Annotated in this window: 18 protein-coding genes and 1 tRNA gene; 17 read left to right on the top strand and 2 right to left on the bottom strand. The window is 70.2% G+C overall.

The genetic code is table 11. The annotated features are described in order from the left end of the window. The first annotated feature begins 6 nt into the window (after positions 1-6). Entirely contained in the window at positions 7-717 is a 711-nt protein-coding gene (locus ACQPZP_RS39475; protein WP_433474731.1) for a GntR family transcriptional regulator, read from the top strand. Here ACQPZP_RS39475 and ACQPZP_RS39470 read toward each other — a convergent pair. After that, positions 714-1826: an adenosine deaminase gene (locus tag ACQPZP_RS39470; RefSeq protein WP_433474730.1), complete on the bottom strand. Its 1113-nt coding sequence runs from the start codon at positions 1824-1826 to the stop codon at positions 714-716. The two genes, ACQPZP_RS39475 and ACQPZP_RS39470, sit on opposite strands and share 4 nt — an antisense overlap. Positions 1827-2048: 222 nt before the next feature. Between ACQPZP_RS39470 and ACQPZP_RS39465 the strand changes: the two genes are divergently transcribed. The 3 genes from ACQPZP_RS39465 (at position 2049) to ACQPZP_RS39455 (ending at position 4401) form a co-directional block, all read left to right on the top strand. Then, entirely contained in the window at positions 2049-3041 is a 993-nt protein-coding gene (locus tag ACQPZP_RS39465; protein ID WP_433474729.1) for a hypothetical protein, read from the top strand. Between the two features lie 97 nt (positions 3042-3138). Beyond that, positions 3139-3648 carry a SigE family RNA polymerase sigma factor gene (locus tag ACQPZP_RS39460; RefSeq protein WP_433474728.1) on the top strand — a complete coding sequence of 170 codons (510 nt, stop codon included), beginning with the start codon at positions 3139-3141 and terminating at the stop codon, positions 3646-3648. A gap of 3 nt (positions 3649-3651) precedes the next feature. After that, positions 3652-4401 carry a hypothetical protein gene (locus tag ACQPZP_RS39455; RefSeq protein ID WP_433474727.1) on the top strand — a complete coding sequence of 250 codons (750 nt, stop codon included), beginning with the start codon at positions 3652-3654 and terminating at the stop codon, positions 4399-4401. 160 nt (positions 4402-4561) lie between these two features. On the opposite strand, the gene ACQPZP_RS39450 is transcribed toward ACQPZP_RS39455, so the two are convergent. Then, positions 4562-5773: a pyridoxal phosphate-dependent aminotransferase gene (locus ACQPZP_RS39450; protein WP_433474726.1), complete on the bottom strand. Its 1212-nt coding sequence runs from the start codon at positions 5771-5773 to the stop codon at positions 4562-4564. A 302-nt stretch (positions 5774-6075) separates the two neighbouring features. On the opposite strand from ACQPZP_RS39450, the gene ACQPZP_RS39445 reads away from it, so the two are divergent. The 13 genes from ACQPZP_RS39445 to ACQPZP_RS39385 all read left to right on the top strand — a co-directional run bounded on the left by ACQPZP_RS39445 (position 6076) and on the right by ACQPZP_RS39385 (position 16671). Continuing rightward, positions 6076-6148: transfer RNA gene (locus ACQPZP_RS39445), tRNA-Trp, on the top strand. Between the two features lie 122 nt (positions 6149-6270). After that, a complete protein-coding gene (secE, locus tag ACQPZP_RS39440) occupies positions 6271-6525 on the top strand; it encodes a preprotein translocase subunit SecE (RefSeq protein ID WP_433464765.1) in 255 nt (84 codons plus the stop codon). 80 nt (positions 6526-6605) lie between these two features. Continuing rightward, the gene (nusG, locus tag ACQPZP_RS39435) at positions 6606-7445 is read left to right on the top strand and encodes a transcription termination/antitermination protein NusG (RefSeq protein ID WP_433474725.1); all 840 of its coding nucleotides are present in this window, start codon (positions 6606-6608) and stop codon (positions 7443-7445) included. Between the two features lie 356 nt (positions 7446-7801). Beyond that, the gene (gene rplK, locus ACQPZP_RS39430; protein WP_433474724.1) at positions 7802-8230 is read left to right on the top strand and encodes a 50S ribosomal protein L11; all 429 of its coding nucleotides are present in this window, start codon (positions 7802-7804) and stop codon (positions 8228-8230) included. Between the two features lie 59 nt (positions 8231-8289). Next, on the top strand, positions 8290-9006 hold the full coding sequence (gene rplA / locus ACQPZP_RS39425; protein ID WP_433474723.1) for a 50S ribosomal protein L1: 717 nt from the start codon (positions 8290-8292) through the stop codon (positions 9004-9006). A gap of 193 nt (positions 9007-9199) precedes the next feature. Next, a complete protein-coding gene (locus tag ACQPZP_RS39420) occupies positions 9200-10072 on the top strand; it encodes a hypothetical protein (protein WP_433474722.1) in 873 nt (290 codons plus the stop codon). A 153-nt stretch (positions 10073-10225) separates the two neighbouring features. Continuing rightward, entirely contained in the window at positions 10226-11077 is an 852-nt protein-coding gene (locus tag ACQPZP_RS39415; RefSeq protein ID WP_433474721.1) for a hypothetical protein, read from the top strand. Positions 11078-11167: 90 nt separating this feature from the next. After that, entirely contained in the window at positions 11168-12046 is an 879-nt protein-coding gene (locus tag ACQPZP_RS39410) for an LppX_LprAFG lipoprotein (RefSeq protein ID WP_433474720.1), read from the top strand. Between the two features lie 322 nt (positions 12047-12368). Beyond that, complete coding sequence (gene rplJ / locus ACQPZP_RS39405) at positions 12369-12917, top strand: 50S ribosomal protein L10 (protein WP_433474719.1); 549 nt, start codon at positions 12369-12371, stop codon at positions 12915-12917. Positions 12918-12972: 55 nt separating this feature from the next. Beyond that, a complete protein-coding gene (gene rplL, locus ACQPZP_RS39400) occupies positions 12973-13365 on the top strand; it encodes a 50S ribosomal protein L7/L12 (protein ID WP_433474718.1) in 393 nt (130 codons plus the stop codon). Between the two features lie 497 nt (positions 13366-13862). After that, entirely contained in the window at positions 13863-14972 is a 1110-nt protein-coding gene (locus ACQPZP_RS39395; RefSeq protein WP_433474717.1) for an ABC transporter ATP-binding protein, read from the top strand. Next, positions 14972-15823 carry an MlaE family ABC transporter permease gene (locus tag ACQPZP_RS39390; protein ID WP_433474716.1) on the top strand — a complete coding sequence of 284 codons (852 nt, stop codon included), beginning with the start codon at positions 14972-14974 and terminating at the stop codon, positions 15821-15823. Before ACQPZP_RS39395 ends, ACQPZP_RS39390 begins: the two co-directional genes overlap by 1 nt. A 41-nt stretch (positions 15824-15864) precedes the next feature. Then, a complete protein-coding gene (locus ACQPZP_RS39385) occupies positions 15865-16671 on the top strand; it encodes an MlaE family ABC transporter permease (RefSeq protein WP_433474715.1) in 807 nt (268 codons plus the stop codon). The last annotated feature ends 57 nt before the right edge of the window (positions 16672-16728 follow it).

The following is a 16728-nucleotide window of genomic DNA, read 5'->3' as shown; positions in this document are numbered from 1 at the left end:
ACGACCGTGGCCCTACCCGCCCCCCTTCCCCCGCCCCGGCAGGTGCTCGGCACACGTCTCCAGCTGAGCGACGAGGCCGCCGCCCGCATCCGCGAACTGATCATGGAAGGCCGGGTCCGGCCCGGCGACCACCTGCGGCTCGAACGGCTCGCCATGGAGTTCGGCATCAGCGTCACGCCCGTCCGGGAGGCGCTGAAGTCGCTGCGCAGCGAGGGGTTCGTCCTGCTCGAACCGAGACGCGGGTTCGTCGTCGCGCCGCTGTCGAAACGCGACGTCCAGGACCTGTTCTGGGTGCAGGCCGGCATCGCCGCCGAGCTGACCGCACGCGCCGCGCCCCGGATCGGCCCCGCCGCCCTGCGCGGACTGGACGGCCTCCAGCACGCGATGGAACGTGCCAGGGACGCGCGGCGCCCCGACCTGATGGAAGACCGCAACCACCTCTTCCACCGGGAGATCAACCTGGCCGCCGCCTCGCCGAAGCTCGCCTGGTCGCTGGGGACGGCGGCACGCTACGTCCCGCGCGGCCTCTACGGGCGGCTCGCCGACTGGCCGGGCCTCGCCCTCCACGACCACGCGCGGATCCTCGCGGCGCTCCGGGACGGGGACGCGCGGGCCGCGGCGCGCGAGATGCGCGGCCACATCGTCCGGGCCGGCGAACTGCTGGTCGCGCACCTCGAACGCCGGGGGCTGTGGCGTCCCGACGCGTGCGACGGCTAGCCGCCGAGCCAGGCGTCGACCCCGGCCAGCAGCCGTCCCCGCAGATCGTCGGGGGCGGCCGAGGCCCGGATCGACTGCCGGGCCAGCTCCGCCAGCTCGACGTCGGAGAACCCGTGCTCGGTGCGGACGAGCTCGTACTGCCGTGCCAGCCGCGAACCGAACAGCAGCGGGTCGTCGGCGCCCAGCGCGATCGACGCGCCCGCCTCGAACAGCCGCCGCACCGGAACCTCCGACGCCGTCGCCGCCACCCCGAGACTCACGTTCGACGCCGGGCAGACCTCCAGCGTCACGCCCCGCTCCGCGATCCGCGACACCAGCCGCGGGTCCTCGACCGCGCGGACACCGTGCCCGATCCGGTCGGCGTCCAGCGTCTCCAGGCACTCCCGGACGCTCGCCGGGCCGAGCAGCTCGCCGCCGTGCGGGTCCGACAGCAGCCCGCCGCGCTTGGCGATCCGGAACGCGCCCTCGAAGTCGTACGCCCGGCCCCGCCGCTCGTCGTTGGACAGCCCGAACCCGACGACGCCCTTCCCCGCGTACCGGACGGCGAGCCGGGCGAGGGTCTTGGCGTCCAGCGGATGCCGCGTCCGGTTCGCCGCGATCACCACGCCGATGCCGACGCCGCTCGCCTCCGCCGCCTCCCGCGCCGCGTCCAGCACCAGCTCAACGGTCGGGGTCAGCCCGCCGAACATGGCCGCGTACCCGCTCGGGTCGACCTGGATCTCCAGCCAGCCGGACCCCTCCGCGGCCTCGTCCTCGGCCGTCTCGCGCAGCAGCCGGCGCAGATCGTCCGGCGTCCGCAGCACTGATCGCGCGATGTCGTACAGCCGCTGGAACCGGAACCAGCCGCGCTCGTCGGTCGCGTGCAGCTTGGGCGGCCAGTCCTCGACGAGGGCGTCCGGCAGGTGGACGCCGTGCAGGGCGGCGAGTTCCACGAGCGTGGAATGCCGCATCGACCCCGTGAAGTGCAGATGCAGATGCGCCTTCGGCAGCAGGGCGACGTCCGGACGGGCCGGGCCACGCGACGGGACGGGCTCACCACGGCCCGGGATGGAACGGTCCGGCAGGGCACGGTCCTGGGCCGGATGGGCTGAAACGGTACGGGCCTCCATGAGCCAATGTTGCCGGATCGACGCCGGACTCGAACCCCCGCCCCGCCAGGATCACCACACCGGACTACCTCGCATGACACGCCACGGCCATCCCGCCCATGGGCATCTCAGAAAAAACTTTGGAATCGCGTGCAACCCCCTCCGGGCACCGTGCGTATACGAGGGGCGCCAGAGAGAAACAGGCATCCCCCCGCATGCAAGACCGGGCAGAAGGGTTACACCATGATCACGCTGAAGGCCGCCTTGATCGCAGCGTCCGCCGTCGGAACCGTGGCCGTGGGCGGCGGCGCCACGTGGGCGATGACCGGCTCCCACCACGACGCCGGCCTCCAGTCGCACGGCTCCAAGGTGCCGGCCGCCACCCGCCAGCTCCAGGACGCCGCGCCCAAGGGCGCCCCGACGTGCCTCCCGGCGAAGTCCGACCTTCCGAAGGCCCCCGACGCCGGTGTGAAGAAGCAGGTCGAGCAGCACCTCAAGCAGCACCCCGTCACCAAGGACCTGCCGAAGGGCCAGCTGCCGAAGGGCCAGGTGCCCGAGGGCGCGACGAAGGACCTCCCGAAGACCGGCGTGCCGAACACCCAGGTGCCCGGCGTCAAGGCCCCGGACGGCAAGAACCTCCCCGCCAAGCCCGGCGTGCCCGGCGTGCCCGGCGTTCCCGCCAAGCCCGGCGTCCCGGCGAAGCCCGGCGTCCCGGCGAACATCCCCACCTGCGCGCCGTCCACCGGCAACCTGCCGGGCGCCCCGGCCACCAAGCCGTCCGCGCGCGTCCCCGCCAAGCCCGGCGTGCCCGCCGTGCCGAACCTCGACTGCAGCAAGCTGCAGCCGGCCGTGCAGGTCGGCGGGCCGGTCGAGAAGGCCGTCATGCTGTCGAAGGGCCTGCGCTACGTGTCGGCCGTCCCGGGCTCCGCGGAACTGCGCAAGCAGCAGATCTGCGCCATCACGCAGAAGTGGACCGGCAAGGCCGGCCAGGTGCTCACCGTCGAAACGCTGAAGACCAGCCCCGGAATGACGCAGAATCAGCTGCGCCAGGCGCTGAAGCTGCCCGAGGGCGGCACCCCGGCCACCGTGGCGGGTGTCACCACCTGGCAGGCTCCCGGTGGTAACGGGGTGCTGCTGTTCGACCCGAACGGCTACTCGCTGTTCGTCAACGGCAGCCCCGTCCTCGCCGGGAACGGGCTGAAGGACGTGGCCACCGCGCTGCACCAGGCCCGGTAACAGCACACAAAAGCGCGGGCGGGCGGCCCAGGCGCGGAGGCCGCCCGCCCTCGGCACGATGGAAATGCCGGAACTGCTCTAGCCGGGATGGAGCACTGTGGGGCGTCGAGACGACGAGTCGTTCGTGGAGTTCGTGGCGGCACGCGGCGATGCCCTGCTGCGCACCGCGGCACTGATGTGCGGGGCCCGGCAGGACGCAGAGGACATTCTGCAGACCGCGCTGGAGAAGGCGTACCGCCACTGGGGACGGCTGGAGACGGGCAGCGATCCCGAGCCGTACGTCCGCAAGATCCTGGTCAACCTGGTGATCAGCCGGTCCCGGCGGTGGAAGGTGCTCCGGGAGATCCAGATGGCGAGGCTCCCGGAGACACCGGCCGCGTCACCGAACCACGCCGTCGAGCTGAGAGGAACCCTCATGGAGGAGCTGCGCAAGCTCGGCCCCCGGCAACGGGCCGTGCTGGTCCTGCGGTTCTGGGAGGACCTCTCCGAGGCGGAGACGGCGCAGGCTCTCGGCTGTTCGATCGGAACGGTCAAGAGCCAGGCGTCCCGGGGGCTCGCCAGGCTCCGGGAACGCCTCGACAAGAACCTGGCTCCATTGGGGAGATGAGCGATGGACCTGGAGAGTGAACTGCGGAAGGCCATGGCCGAGCAGGTGGCCGAGGCGTCCGCTTCGCCGTCGCTCGTCAACGACGTCAAACGGCGGCACCGCCGCCGCAAGTCCCGCATCCACGCGGCCGCGGGGGTGGCGGCCGCCTCGGTCGCGGCCCTCGCCCTCGTGCCCACCTATCAGTCGCTCCGGGCCACACCGGCCGGGAACTCCGAGACGACCCGTCCCACCAACAGCGTCTCGGCGTTCCGGTCGCCGGAGCGACCCCCCGCTCTGGGCCTCCCCGCGTCCCCGTCCTCGAAGGGGAGGCCTGGAGCGGACGCCTCACCGAAGCCGCCGGCGAATCCGCCCGGCGACGGCCGGGAACCGCACAAGCCCGGCCTGGGCGGCGCGGTGGGCAGGCTGCCGTCCTGGATCACCTACCTGCCGGAGGGCCTGGCCGCCACGGGGCCGTGCAAGGTCTCCCGCGGCACCGAGCGCGAGACCACCACGTGCGTGTGGCGCGGCGACGGCGGCTGGGTGGAGATCGCCCTCGTGAAGAGCGGCGGGCTCACCGGGCCCCAGGACCTCGTGAAGGCGCCGGGCGTCCCCGGGCACGCGAACGTCCGCGGGATGCCGGCGCTGACCGCCGACCGGCCCGGCCCGGCCCGGCAGATCTCCTGGATGGCGCGGCCAGGCGTCGGCGTCACCGTCACCGCCGCGGGGGCGGCCAAGGACAGGCTCATGACCATCGCCGAGGGCGTGCGCCCCTGAGGACCCCGCCCCGGCGGGACGTCTCGCGGCGGAGAGGGGCCGTCCGCGGGACGTCCCGCCGGGCTTCCGGGACGGGCCCGGCGGAGGCCCGCCCACACGAAACCGGCCCCGGGCCGTGTGCGCCCGGGGCCGGTTTCGAGTTCGCGGGATTCGCGGGAGGTCAGCCCGCCTCGCCGAGCAGCTTCCCGACGCGCGAGACGCCCTCGACGAGGTCGTCGTCGCCCAGCGCGTACGAGAGGCGGAAGTAGCCCGGCGTGCCGAACGCCTCACCGGGCACCAGCGCGACCTCGGCCTCTTCCAGGATCAGCGACGCCAGCTCCACCGACGTCTGCGGCCGCTTGCCGCGCAGCTCCTTGCCCAGCAGCGCCTTCACCGACGGGTAGGCGTAGAACGCGCCCTCCGGCTCGGGGCACACCATGCCCGGGATCTCGTTCAGCATCTTCACGATCGTCTGCCGGCGCCGGTCGAACGCCTTGCGCATCTCCGCGACCGCCGACAGGTCGCCCGTCACCGCGGCGAGCGCGGCGGCCTGGGACACGTTCGCCACGTTGGACGTCGCGTGCGACTGCAGGTTCTGCGCGGCCTTCACCACGTCCGCCGGGCCGACCATCCAGCCGACCCGCCAGCCCGTCATCGCGTACGTCTTCGCCACGCCGTTCAGGACGAGCGTCCGCTCGGCCAGCTCCGGCACCACCACGGGCATCGAGTGGAACTCGGCGTCTCCGTACACGAGGTGCTCGTAGATCTCGTCGGTGACGACCCAGAGGCCGTGCTCGTCGGCCCAGCGTCCGACGGCCTCGACCTCGTCCCGCGTGTAGACGGCGCCGGTCGGGTTGGACGGCGACACGAACAGCAGCACCTTCGTGCGGCCGGTGCGGGCCGCCTCCAGCTGCTCGACGCTCACCTTGTAGCCGGTCGTCTCGTCGGCGACGACGTCCACGGGCACGCCGCCCGCCAGCTTGATCGACTCGGGGTAGGTCGTCCAGTACGGCGTCGGGACGAGCACCTCGTCACCCGGGTCGAGGAGTGCCGCGAACGCCTCGTACACGGCCTGCTTGCCGCCGTTGGTCACGAGCACCTGCGACGCCTCGACCTTGTAGCCGGAGTCGCGCTCGGTCTTCTCGGCGATCGCGGCGCGCAGCTCGGGCAGCCCGCCCGCCGGCGTGTACTTGTGGAACCGCGGCACCCTGCACGCGGTCACCGCGGCCTCGACGATGTAGTCGGGAGTCGGGAAGTCGGGCTCGCCGGCGCCGAACCCGATGACCGGGCGGCCCGCCGCCTTCAGCGCCTTGGCCTTGGCGTCGACGGCCAGCGTGGCGGACTCGGATATCGCGGCGATGCGCTTGGAGATGCGAGGACGGTCGATGCTCATGTCCCTATCGTTACAGACGGCGCGCCGTGACCCGAGCGATATATCCGGGCCGGTCACCTGTGGGGGGACGACCCCCGCACTCTTGGAAGAACGACCGGTCGGACGGGGTTCGGCGCGGCGTCCGGACGATCTCCGGCTATTCGGTTCGACGCGGGCCCCTCCGGCACGTAGACTCACCCTCCAAGTGACGCGCCACCGGTGATACGAGCCTGTCCGCACGCGGGCATCCTCGTAAGGCCGTAAGCTGGGACGCGGCACCGTCCCGATCCCATGGTCGGGCTTCTCCTTAGCCGGAGAAACGAAGGGCAGTGGCTCAATTGGTAGAGCTCCGGTCTCCAAAACCGGCGGTTGGGGGTTCGAGTCCCTCCTGCCCTGCGAGGTGCGGTGCGCGCACCCGTGCCGGCCGCGCCACGGCGGCGCCGTGGCACTCCGCGGTACGGGACCGCGCGGCAACCACATGGTGGTTGGATCACGACCTATGAGGTGAACGGCGGCAAATGGCGACCGAGACTCGCGACGAGCCTGAGGCCAAGGACGAGGGCAAGGGCAAGAAGAAGTCCCCTTCCAGGCGGACCTCGCCTGCGCTCTTCGTGCGCCAGATCATCGCCGAGCTGCGCAAGGTCATCTGGCCGACGCGGCGGGAGCTGATCACCTACACGACCGTCTCGCTGGTGTTCGTGCTGGTCATGGTCGCGATCGTCTCCGGTATCGACTACGGGCTGCAAAAGGGCGTCTACGAGCTCTTCGGCTGACGCCGCGCGGGCCGGGGCCGTACCGGGAGACCCGCCGTACCCTCGCAAGTCCATCACCGCAGACCGAGAGAAGAGTCACCGTGTCCGAGCCCTCACAGCCCTACGACGAGGCCGTTGCCGAGGCCCAGTCCGCTGCGGCTGCTGCGGCAGACCAGGCGGCGCAGCCCGTCGACGAGACGGCCGAGGAGGTCGTCTCAGCCGGCGACGCCGAGCCGGCGGACACGAAGCTGGAAGGCGAGGGCCCCGCGCCGGACGCGGCCGAGGGCGCCGCCGAGCTCGCCGAGTCCGTCGAGGGCGAGGAGCCGGCCGAGGCCGCCGAGCCGCCGGCCGACCCGTACGCCGACTTCAAGATGCAGCTGCGCCTGCAGCCGGGCGACTGGTACGTCGTGCACTCCTACGCGGGGTACGAGAACCGGGTCAAGACCAACATCGAGACCCGCACCCAGACCCTCAACATGGAGGACTACATCTTCCAGATCGAGGTCCCGCAGCACGAGGTGACCGAGATCAAGGGCGGCAAGCGCCAGAAGGTCAACGAGAAGGTCCTGCCGGGCTACATCCTCGTCCGCATGGAGCTCACCGACGAGTCGTGGGCCGCGGTCCGCAACACGCCGGGCGTCACCGGGTTCGTGGGGCTGCTGAACAAGCCGTCCCCGCTGAGCCTGGACGAGGTCGCCAACCTGCTCGCGCCCGAGCCCGAGGAGGGCGTCGCCAAGGCCACCAAGGAGCAGGCCAAGGTCGCCGCCACCGTCGACTACGAGGTAGGCGAGTCGGTCACCGTCATGGACGGCCCGTTCGCCACCCTCCCCGCCACCGTCAACGAGATCAACGCCGAACAGCAGAAGCTGAAGGTCCTGGTCTCGATCTTCGGTCGCGAGACCCCGGTCGAGCTGTCCTTCAACCAGGTCTCCAAGATCTGACGGGCCGGCCCGACCGGCGCGTGGCGCCTGGATACCGCTGTGCCCGGCCCGTCGGCCATGTCTCCACGATCTGGCCGATCCGCTCGGATCAGCGCGTATCCTGGACGGGTTGTCTTCGCCCAGGCGACGACGAACTCGGTTCTCGTGTCGCTCTTCGACGTGAGAAGCCGACGACCCCGCGCATGCGGGGATGACCCCAAAAGGTGGCTGCACTCGTCAAGGTGCGGCTCTGCTCCCCGCGCACGCGGGGATAGGGGTCGGTCAAGGTCCCAACACGGCGGTCACGTTCCGCCCGCCATGTTGCCCGGGCACCCGGGAGTCGGGACCACAGCGAAACGGAACACAGAGGGAGAGGCATGCCTCCCAAGAAGAAGATCGCCGCGCTCGTGAAGGTCCAGTTGCAGGCCGGTGCCGCCACGCCGGCGCCGCCGGTGGGTACCGCTCTCGGTCCGCACGGCGTCAACATCATGGACTTCTGCAAGCAGTACAACGCTGCCACGGAGTCCCAGCGCGGCAACGTCATCCCCGTAGAGATCACCATCTACGAGGACCGGTCGTTCAGCTTCGTCACCAAGACCCCGCCGGCCGCGCAGCTCATCCTGAAGGCCGCGGGCGTCGAGAAGGGCAGCGGCGAGCCGCACAAGACCAAGGTCGGCTCGGTCACCCGCGACCAGGTGCGCGAGATCGCCACCACGAAGATGCCCGACCTCAACGCCAAGGACCTGGACGCCGCCGAGAAGATCGTCGCCGGCACCGCGCGGTCGATGGGCATCGAGGTCAAGTAGATCACCCAGTGGAAGGGCCGGCGCTGGCCCGCACCACGAGTTCCAGTGGAGGAACGCACATGAAGCGCAGCAAGGGCTACCGCGCCGCGGCGGAGAAGATCGACCGGGAGCGGCTGTACAGCCCGGTCGAGGCCGTGAAGCTGGCCAAGGAGACCGCGGTCACCAAGTTCGACGCGACCGTCGAGGTCGCCCTGCGGCTGGGCGTCGACCCGCGCAAGGCCGACCAGATGGTCCGCGGCACCGTCAACCTGCCGCACGGCACCGGCAAGACCGCCCGCGTGCTCGTCTTCGCCGTCGGCGCCAAGGCGCAGGAGGCGGAGGCGGCGGGCGCCGACCTGGTCGGCTCCGACGACATGATCGAGCGCATCCAGGGCGGCTTCCTGGACTTCGACGCCGTCGTGGCGACGCCGGACCAGATGGGCAAGGTCGGGCGCCTGGGCCGGGTGCTCGGCCCGCGCGGCCTGATGCCGAACCCGAAGACCGGCACGGTCACCATGGACGTGGCGAAGGCCGTGACCGACATCAAGGGCGGCAAGATCGAGTTCCGGGTGGACCGGCACGCGAACCTGCACTTCATCATCGGCAAGGCGTCCTTCGACGAGCGCCAGCTGGTGGAGAACTACGCCGCCGCCGTCGACGAGATCCAGCGGCTCAAGCCGTCCGCGGCGAAGGGCCGGTACGTCAAGAAGGCGGCGCTGACCACCTCGATGGGCCCGAGCATCCCGGTGGACCCGAACGCGGTCCGCAACCTGACCGCGGAGCTCGAAGAGGCCTGACGGCACGCGACGTCACCGGACGTCACCGGGCAGGGCGTCCCCGATCCGATCGGGGGCGCCCTGCCGCGTTCTCGCGCGGATCATCGGATACAACCCCACGGACCACCGGATACAACGATCGCAGTCCGGAACCGGACAATTTGGTACCCGATTCCTTAGTTACCGGTGGGGAACCTGGTGTTGAATTGCCCGCGTGAAGCGTCGAACCGACCGGGCCATCGCCATCTCCGCCGTGACCGCGGTGGCCGTCGTGCCCACCGCGATCCTGATGGTGGTGAAGGTCGGAGGCGACGGCCCCAAGGACACGGGCGCGCTGCCGCCCGCCGCGGCCATGGCCCAGCAGGATCCCGCCAACCCCAACGGCTCGGCGTCCGGCACGGTGTCGCCCGGTGCGTCCGGGGCACCGGGGTCCGGAACGGGCGCGGGCGCCCGGCCGGGCGCGCCGGGTCCCGGAGGCGGACCGGCCGCGCACGGCCTGCCCACGGCACCGCCCCAGCCCGGCCCCAGCCTGCACTCCTTCACCCGCAGGACGGAGATGAAGGTGACGGTCGGCTCGGCCGGCGACTACGAGCACGCCACAGAGACCGCCTCGGTCACCCTCTACCCGAAGTTCGCGATGAACGCCGTCGGCGTCACGCGGACGATGAAGGGCGGCGAGCTCAGCGAGGTCACCCAGAAGGTGATCGTGCAGGGGAGCACCCTCAAGGGATACGACGGGCAGAAGTGGACGCAGTCCACGCTGACGCAGGCGCAGCTCGGCAAGCTGCAGAGCGGCTCGGACCCGCGGCAGTTCACGTTCATGATCGGGACGCTGCCCGGCATGACCGCGAGCGAGCCGGACGACGCCGGCCGGACGCGCTTCACCGCGCAGGCGCTCATGGGCGGCGTGTACGCACTGCTGCCGCAGGACGCCGCGGAGGCGTTCCGCAAGTGGATACCAGACAGCGCCGGCTGCGGGCTCGACATGTGGGCCGACAGCGAAGCCCGTCCTGCCTCGATCGCGTTGACCGCGCAGGCGCCCGGCGCGGGGTTCACCGGGTCGATGACCTTCGGTTCCTACCGCTGACGCAGCGCATACGGCCCCGCCGGACGGGTGCGGGGCGGCTACGCCGTTGGTCGTACCGTCCGGGGGGCCATTCGTACCACCGGGGGATGTAGCGGCGTTAGCGCCCCGAGACACTGGGAACACCAGCAGGGCGACAAGGGAGGCTCAACCCTCATGAACCGACGACTCGTGGTGGCGGCCGGAGGCACCGCCGTGGGTGCCGCGCTCCTCCTGTCCGGATGCAACGGGGACGGGTCGGAGAACACCGGCAACATGAAGCTCAGCGCGAACCAGGCGCTGCTGAAGGCGTCCGAGAAGACCGGTAAGACCGACACGTTCAAGGCCGACCTGACGGTGACGGGCACCGGCGACGGCGGCGGCAAGGTCCACGCCAACGGGCAGTTCCGGCTGCGCCCCTCACTGCAGTTCAGCGCGAAGCTGGACGAGTTCAGCCAGAACGGGCAGAGCGTCCCGGGCGCCAAGGGCCAGGCGATCTTCAAGGACAACGTGCTGTACGCGAAGGTCCCGCAGCTCGCCCAGTTCGTCAGCGGCGGCAAGCCGTGGGTGAGGATCGACGTGAACCAGGTGGCGCAGAAGACCGGTTTCGACGTCCAGAGCCTGGTCAGTCAGGTGCAGAAGGTGGACCCGGCCGAGCAGACGAAGATGTTCACCGGCTCCAAGGACGCCCGCCGGGTCGGCACCGAGACGATCGACGGCGTCAAGACGACGCACTACGCCGGGACGGTCACTGTCGACGACGCGCTGAACCGGCTGGACCCGCAGGCGCGGCAGAAGGTGCAGAAGTGGCTGCCGAAGGACCGCGGCAACGGCAAGATCAACTTCGACCTGTGGACGGACGGTGACAACCTGCCGCGCAAGCTCGTGTCCAAGGCGACCGGCTCGCAGGGCGAGAACGGCACGGTCACGGTCCTCTACAGCGACTACGGAAAGTCGTTCGGAGTGAACCCGCCGCCGTCGGACCAGGTGGGGCAGCTGTCCCTCGGCCAGCTCCTCGGCGGCAACTGAGCACGGTGAACCGCGGGGGCCTTCTTCGCGTCTGATGTACCGTTCGGCCCATCTCCCGGGCGTACACGACCGACCAAGGAGACCCCCACGATGATCCGTCGTTTCGCGGCCGGCGCGGCGCTGGCCACCGGCCTCGCCCTCTCGCTGACCGGCTGCCTCGGGGACGCCGGGAAGAGCGTGGACGATGCCGGCAAGGGCCTGAAGCTGACGGCCGCGCAGGTGCTCGGCAAGGCCGCCGAGAAGACCGGCCAGGTCGATTCGTTCCAGGCCGACATGACGATGCAGATGACCGGTTCGACCACCGGGGACATGTCGGCCAACGGCACCATGCAGTACCGCACCAAGCCGGACCTCGCCTACAGCATGAACTTCGGCCAGATGACGGTCGCCGGCAAGTCGATGTCCGGGATGGAGCAGCGGCTCGTCGGCCGGAACATGTACATGAAGATGCCGATGCTGACGCAGCTCGGCGGCGGGTCCAAGCCGTGGATCAAGATCTCGCTGGACGAGCTCGGCGCCAAGTCGGGCCTGAACATCGACGAGCTGCTCCAGCAGTCCCGGCAGATGGACCCGGTCCAGAACACCAAGATGCTGACGGCGTCCAAGGACGCGCGCGAGGTCGGCAAGGAGACGATCGACGGCGTCCAGACGACCCACTACACGGGCACCTACCGGATGTCGGACGCGATCTCGAAGCTGTCCCCGGAGACCCAGGAGGCGTACCGCAAGAGCCTCGGCACGACCGGCACGCAGGCCATGAACTTCGACCTGTGGGTGGACGGACGGCAGCTGCCGCGCCAGATGACGATGAAGTCGCTGCAGTCGGAGGGCGGCACGATGACGATGACGATGAAGTACCGCGACTTCGGCAAGCCGGTGCAGATCACCGAGCCGCCGGCGAGCGAGGTCACCGACTTCGGCCAGCTGATGAACCGGCTCGGCAGCGGCGGCGGGCTCCCCGGCGCCTGACCCGCACGCGGATCGTCCGAGGGACCGCGCCCCGCCCGGGGCGCGGTCCCTCGCGCGTGTCGCCGATTTGGCCAAGCCGGGGGACGCACGTATCCTGTTCCCTGCCGAAGACCGCCGGTCGTCATCTCTCACGGGGTGACCGAAGGACCCGACTCAGTTCGGGCGGCCTGCGTAGGTGAGACGAGAGCTTCCCGTATGGCCTCCGTGCCGTGCCTGGACGTCCCGTGCGCCTGCGCCCGGGGCGTTTTTTGGTGGATCGGCGTCCATGTCCCTTCGCGGACGTGGCGCGGATCGGACCACCCAGGTAATCGGAAGGAGGGCTATGGCCAAGGCCCACAAGGACGCGGCGATCGCCGAGCTCAAGAGCGAGTTCGAGAGCTCCAGCGGTGCCGTGCTGACCGAGTACCGCGGGCTTTCCGTCGCGCAGGTCAAGGAGCTGCGCGACAAACTCGGCGAGACGGCGCGGTTCCGCGTGGTGAAGAACACGCTGACCAAGCGCGCCGCGAACGAGGCCGGTGTCGGCGAGCAGTTCCGTGATCTGCTCGAAGGCCCGTCGGCCATCGCGTTCGTCCGGGGCGACGTCGTGGAGGCCGCCAAGGGCCTGCGCGACTTCGCCAAGGCGAACCCGATGCTGGTGATCAAGGGCGGCTTCATCGACGGTCAGTCGATGGACGCGGCCGAGGTCGCCAAGCTCGCGGACCTCGAATCGCGCGAGGTCCTCCTCGCGAAGCTGGCCGGCGCGATGAAGGGCTCGATGGCGAACGCCGCCGCGCTGTTCAACGCCCTGCCGACGCAGGCCGCCCAGCTCGCCGAGGCGCTGCGCGCCAAGCGCGAGTCCGAGGGCGAGGCCGCCGAGGCCCCCGCCGAATAGGCACTCCCGCGGTCCCGTACCACCCCAGATCACAAGCCATAGCGGAGGAAACATCATGGCGAAGCTGAGCACCGACGAGCTGCTCGACGCGTTCAAGGAGATGACCCTTCTCGAGCTCTCCGAGTTCGTGAAGCAGTTCGAGGACGTCTTCGACGTCAAGGCCGCCGCGCCGGTCGCGGCCGTGGCCCAGCCCGTCGGCGGCGGCGCCGTCGGCGGTGGCGAGGAGGCCGTCGTCCAGGACGAGTTCGACGTCATCCTTGAGGGTGCCGGCGACAAGAAGATCCAGGTCATCAAGGAGGTTCGCGCCCTGACGAGCCTCGGCCTCAAGGAGGCCAAGGACCTGGTCGACGGCGCGCCGAAGCCGCTGCTGGAGAAGGTCAACAAGGAGACGGCCGACAAGGCCAAGGAGGCCCTGGAGAAGGCCGGCGCCTCGGTCACCGTCAAGTAGGACGCTCCAGAGCACCGGAGCCCGCGCGGCTCCACGGCTCTCTCGGGAGGCGGTCACCCCGGTCGGGGTGGCCGCCTCCTTTTCTGTGCCGAGGTGACAAACACTTGCGGGAAACCGTGCGCGCCGACGGGTTGTGCGGTTCTCGACCGGCGGCGTAGCGTCCCATCCACACGCTGTGGCCACCTGGGTCGCGCACGCCTCAACGGTGACGGCGGACGTCCGGTCGCGGCGGCCTGACGGCACCCCCTTGAGACGACGCTTCTTGGACCACTAGTCTCATCGGCGCCGTAAGTAACGATTGTCTTACGACGTCGCATTTAGCCGCTGATCTGGGCCGGAACCCCTTCCATTTGGACAGGGGGCCGCTACGGTAGTGGAACCCGATCTGGCTACCGGACGGTAGCAACACGGCGGACACAGGGTGTGACGACAGAAAGAGCCTGAGTGCTACTCGCTCATTGGTTCGGGATTCCCCCGGCCTGGACGAAAGGTGACGAGTGGGCGTCGAGATCAGAGTCGAGGGCCTGACCAAGTCCTTCGGCCGCCAGGTGATCTGGCAGGACGTGTCGCTGACCATCCCCTCAGGGGAGATCTCCGTCCTCCTGGGTCCGTCCGGCACCGGCAAGTCCGTCTTCCTGAAGTCGCTCGTGGGGCTGCTCAAGCCCGACCGCGGTCACATCTGGATCGGTGACCGCGACCTGCCGTACCTGCCCGAGTCGCAGCTGTACGACACCCGGAAGCAGTTCGGAGTCCTGTTCCAGGACGGCGCGCTGTTCGGCTCGATGAACCTCTTCGACAACATCGCCTTCCCGCTCCGCGAGCACACCAAGAAGTCCGAGTCCGAGGTCAAGCGCATCGTCCTCGAGAAGATGGAGATGGTCGGCCTCCTCGGCGCCGAGCACAAGCTCCCCGGCGAGATCTCCGGCGGCATGAAGAAGCGCGCCGGGCTCGCCCGCGCACTGGTGCTGGACCCCGAGATCCTCCTGGTGGACGAGCCGGACTCCGGCCTCGACCCGGTCCGCACCGCCTTCCTGAACCAGGTCTTCATCGACCTCAACGCCCAGATCGGCGCGACGTTCCTGATCGTCACCCACGACATCAACACCGCCCGGACCGTCCCGGACAACATCGGCCTGCTGTACCAGCGGCACCTGGCGATGTTCGGGCCCCGGGAGATGCTGCTGTCCAGCGAGGAGCCGGTCGTCCGGCAGTTCCTCAACGCCAGCAAGGTCGGCCCGATCGGCATGTCCGAGGAGAAGGACGAGTCCGAGCTGGAGGCCGAGGCCAAGATGGGGCTCGACTCCGGCAAGCTGCCGCCGATCCCGCCGCAGCAGATGCCGAGCAACGGGCTGCTCCGCTCCGGGATGCACGCCCCCGGCGCCTGGTGCGCCGCGCACGGCGTCACCCCGCCGCCGGGCTCGTTCATCGACGACCTCGGCCGCAACTGGGTCGAGGAGTGGCCGCGGTACGTGGCGTCCATGGCGCCCGTCGGCGCGCCCGCCGGCGGCGGGCCGGGCGGCATGCCGCCCGCCGGCCCGGCCCCCGGCGGCCCCGGTCAGTTCCCCGGCAACCCGCCGCCCGGCCGGCCCGGGGGTGCGGGGTACTGATGTCCGCTCCTGAAACCGGCATCGGCGCGGGCCGGCGGGGCGGGAAGGGCGGCGGTGCCGCGACGTTCCGGAAGATCGGCGACGGCGCTGCCAACGTCATCGTCCGGGAGCCCGGACGGTTCTTCGCCCTGTGCCTGGACACCGGCCGCGCGACCTTCAAGTGGCCGTTCCAATGGCGTGAGTTCATCCAGCAGGCCTGGTTCATCGTCAGCGTCACGGTCGTCCCCACGATGCTCGTCGCGATCCCGTTCGGCGGTGTGCTGTCGCTGCAGGTCGGCGGGCTGATCCGGCAGCTCGGCGCACAGTCCTACACCGGCGCGACCGCCGTGGTGGCGATCGTCCGGGAGGCCAGCCCGCTGGTCACCTCGCTGCTGGTCGCGGGCGCCGCCGGGTCGGCGATGTGCGCCGACATCGGCTCCCGGAAGATCCGCGAGGAGATCGACGCCATGGAGGTGCTGGGCATCAACCCGCTGCACCGCCTGGTGGTGCCGCGGATGCTCGCCTGCGCGTTCGTCGCGCTGTTCCTGAACGGGCTGGTCTCGGTGGTCGGCCTGATGGGCGGCTATTTCTTCAACGTGATGCTGCAGGGCGGCACCCCCGGTGCCTACCTGGCGTCCTTCAACGCGATCGCGCAGCTGCCCGACCTGCTCCAGGCCGAGTTCAAGGCGTTCGTGTTCGGCATCACCGCCGGCCTGGTCGCCGCCTACAAGGGCCTGAACGCCAAGGGCGGTCCGAAAGGCGTCGGCGACGCCGTCAACCAGACCGTCGTCATCACGTTCATGCTGCTCTTCCTGGAGAACTTCCTGATCTCCACGCTGTACTTCCAGTTCGTCCCGTCGAAGGGGATGTGATGGCTGCCCCTGGAAAAGCGGGAAAAGCGGTCTCCCGGGTTGTGAACGCGCCCCTCGACCGGCTGGACGACTTCGGCCACCAGATGTCGTTCTACGCTCGCGCGTTCGCGTGGGTGTTCCGGGTGCTGCGCCGGTACCGCACCGAGGTGCTGCGGCTGCTGGCGGAGGTGAGCCTCGGCACCGGCGGCCTCGCGGTGATCGGCGGCTCGGTGGTGATCGTCGGCTTCATGACGTTCTTCACCGGCAGCCAGGTCGGCCTGCAGGGCTACGAGTCGCTGAACCAGATCGGCACGGCCGCGTTCACCGGGTTCGTCGCGTCCTACTTCAACACGCGTGAGATCGCGCCGCTGGTGTCGGCGCTCGCGCTGTCGGCGACGGTCGGCTGCGGCTTCACCGCCCAGCTCGGCGCGATGCGGATCTCGGACGAGATCGACGCGCTGGAGGTCATGGCCGTCCCGTCGATGCCATTCCTCGTCACCACCCGGATGCTGGCCGGGATGATCGCGGTCGTCCCGTTGTACATCGTGGGCCTGCTCGCCTCCTACGGGGCTACGCGGGTGATCGTGACGATGTTCTACGGCCAGTCGACGGGCACCTACGATCACTATTTCCATTTGTTCCTACCGCCGTACGACATCTTGTGGTCGTTCGGCAAAGTGATCATTTTCGCGGTGCTGGTGATGCTGATCCACTGTTATTACGGCTACCACGCGTCCGGCGGCCCGGCGGGCGTCGGCGTCGCGGTGGGCCGCGCCGTGCGCACCAGCATCGTGGTGATCAACGTGGTGGACCTGATGCTCGGCATGGCGATCTGGGGCACCGCCACCACCGTCCGGATCGCGGGGTGAATGGGATGAGCGGAGCGAACCGGGGGGCGTGGGGGGTCGTCCCCCCACAAGGGAGAC

This window comes from Spirillospora sp. CA-142024 (genome assembly GCF_050942325.1).
Classification (GTDB): Bacteria; Actinomycetota; Actinomycetes; order Streptosporangiales; family Streptosporangiaceae; genus Spirillospora.
Note: the sequence above shows the minus strand (reverse complement) of the source record. Positions and strands in the feature narration are given on the sequence as shown.

Coding starts and splice junctions, on each gene's coding strand:
- ACQPZP_RS39470 (WP_433474730.1), bottom strand. CDS start 1,826: ATGGAGGCCCGTACCGTTTCAGCCCATCCGGCCCAGGACCGTGCCCTG.
- ACQPZP_RS39465 (WP_433474729.1), top strand. CDS start 2,049: ATGATCACGCTGAAGGCCGCCTTGATCGCAGCGTCCGCCGTCGGAACC.
- ACQPZP_RS39455 (WP_433474727.1), top strand. CDS start 3,652: ATGGACCTGGAGAGTGAACTGCGGAAGGCCATGGCCGAGCAGGTGGCC.
- ACQPZP_RS39450 (WP_433474726.1), bottom strand. CDS start 5,773: ATGAGCATCGACCGTCCTCGCATCTCCAAGCGCATCGCCGCGATATCC.
- secE (WP_433464765.1), top strand. CDS start 6,271: ATGGCGACCGAGACTCGCGACGAGCCTGAGGCCAAGGACGAGGGCAAG.
- rplK (WP_433474724.1), top strand. CDS start 7,802: ATGCCTCCCAAGAAGAAGATCGCCGCGCTCGTGAAGGTCCAGTTGCAG.
- rplA (WP_433474723.1), top strand. CDS start 8,290: ATGAAGCGCAGCAAGGGCTACCGCGCCGCGGCGGAGAAGATCGACCGG.
- ACQPZP_RS39415 (WP_433474721.1), top strand. CDS start 10,226: ATGAACCGACGACTCGTGGTGGCGGCCGGAGGCACCGCCGTGGGTGCC.
- ACQPZP_RS39410 (WP_433474720.1), top strand. CDS start 11,168: ATGATCCGTCGTTTCGCGGCCGGCGCGGCGCTGGCCACCGGCCTCGCC.
- rplJ (WP_433474719.1), top strand. CDS start 12,369: ATGGCCAAGGCCCACAAGGACGCGGCGATCGCCGAGCTCAAGAGCGAG.
- rplL (WP_433474718.1), top strand. CDS start 12,973: ATGGCGAAGCTGAGCACCGACGAGCTGCTCGACGCGTTCAAGGAGATG.
- ACQPZP_RS39390 (WP_433474716.1), top strand. CDS start 14,972: ATGTCCGCTCCTGAAACCGGCATCGGCGCGGGCCGGCGGGGCGGGAAG.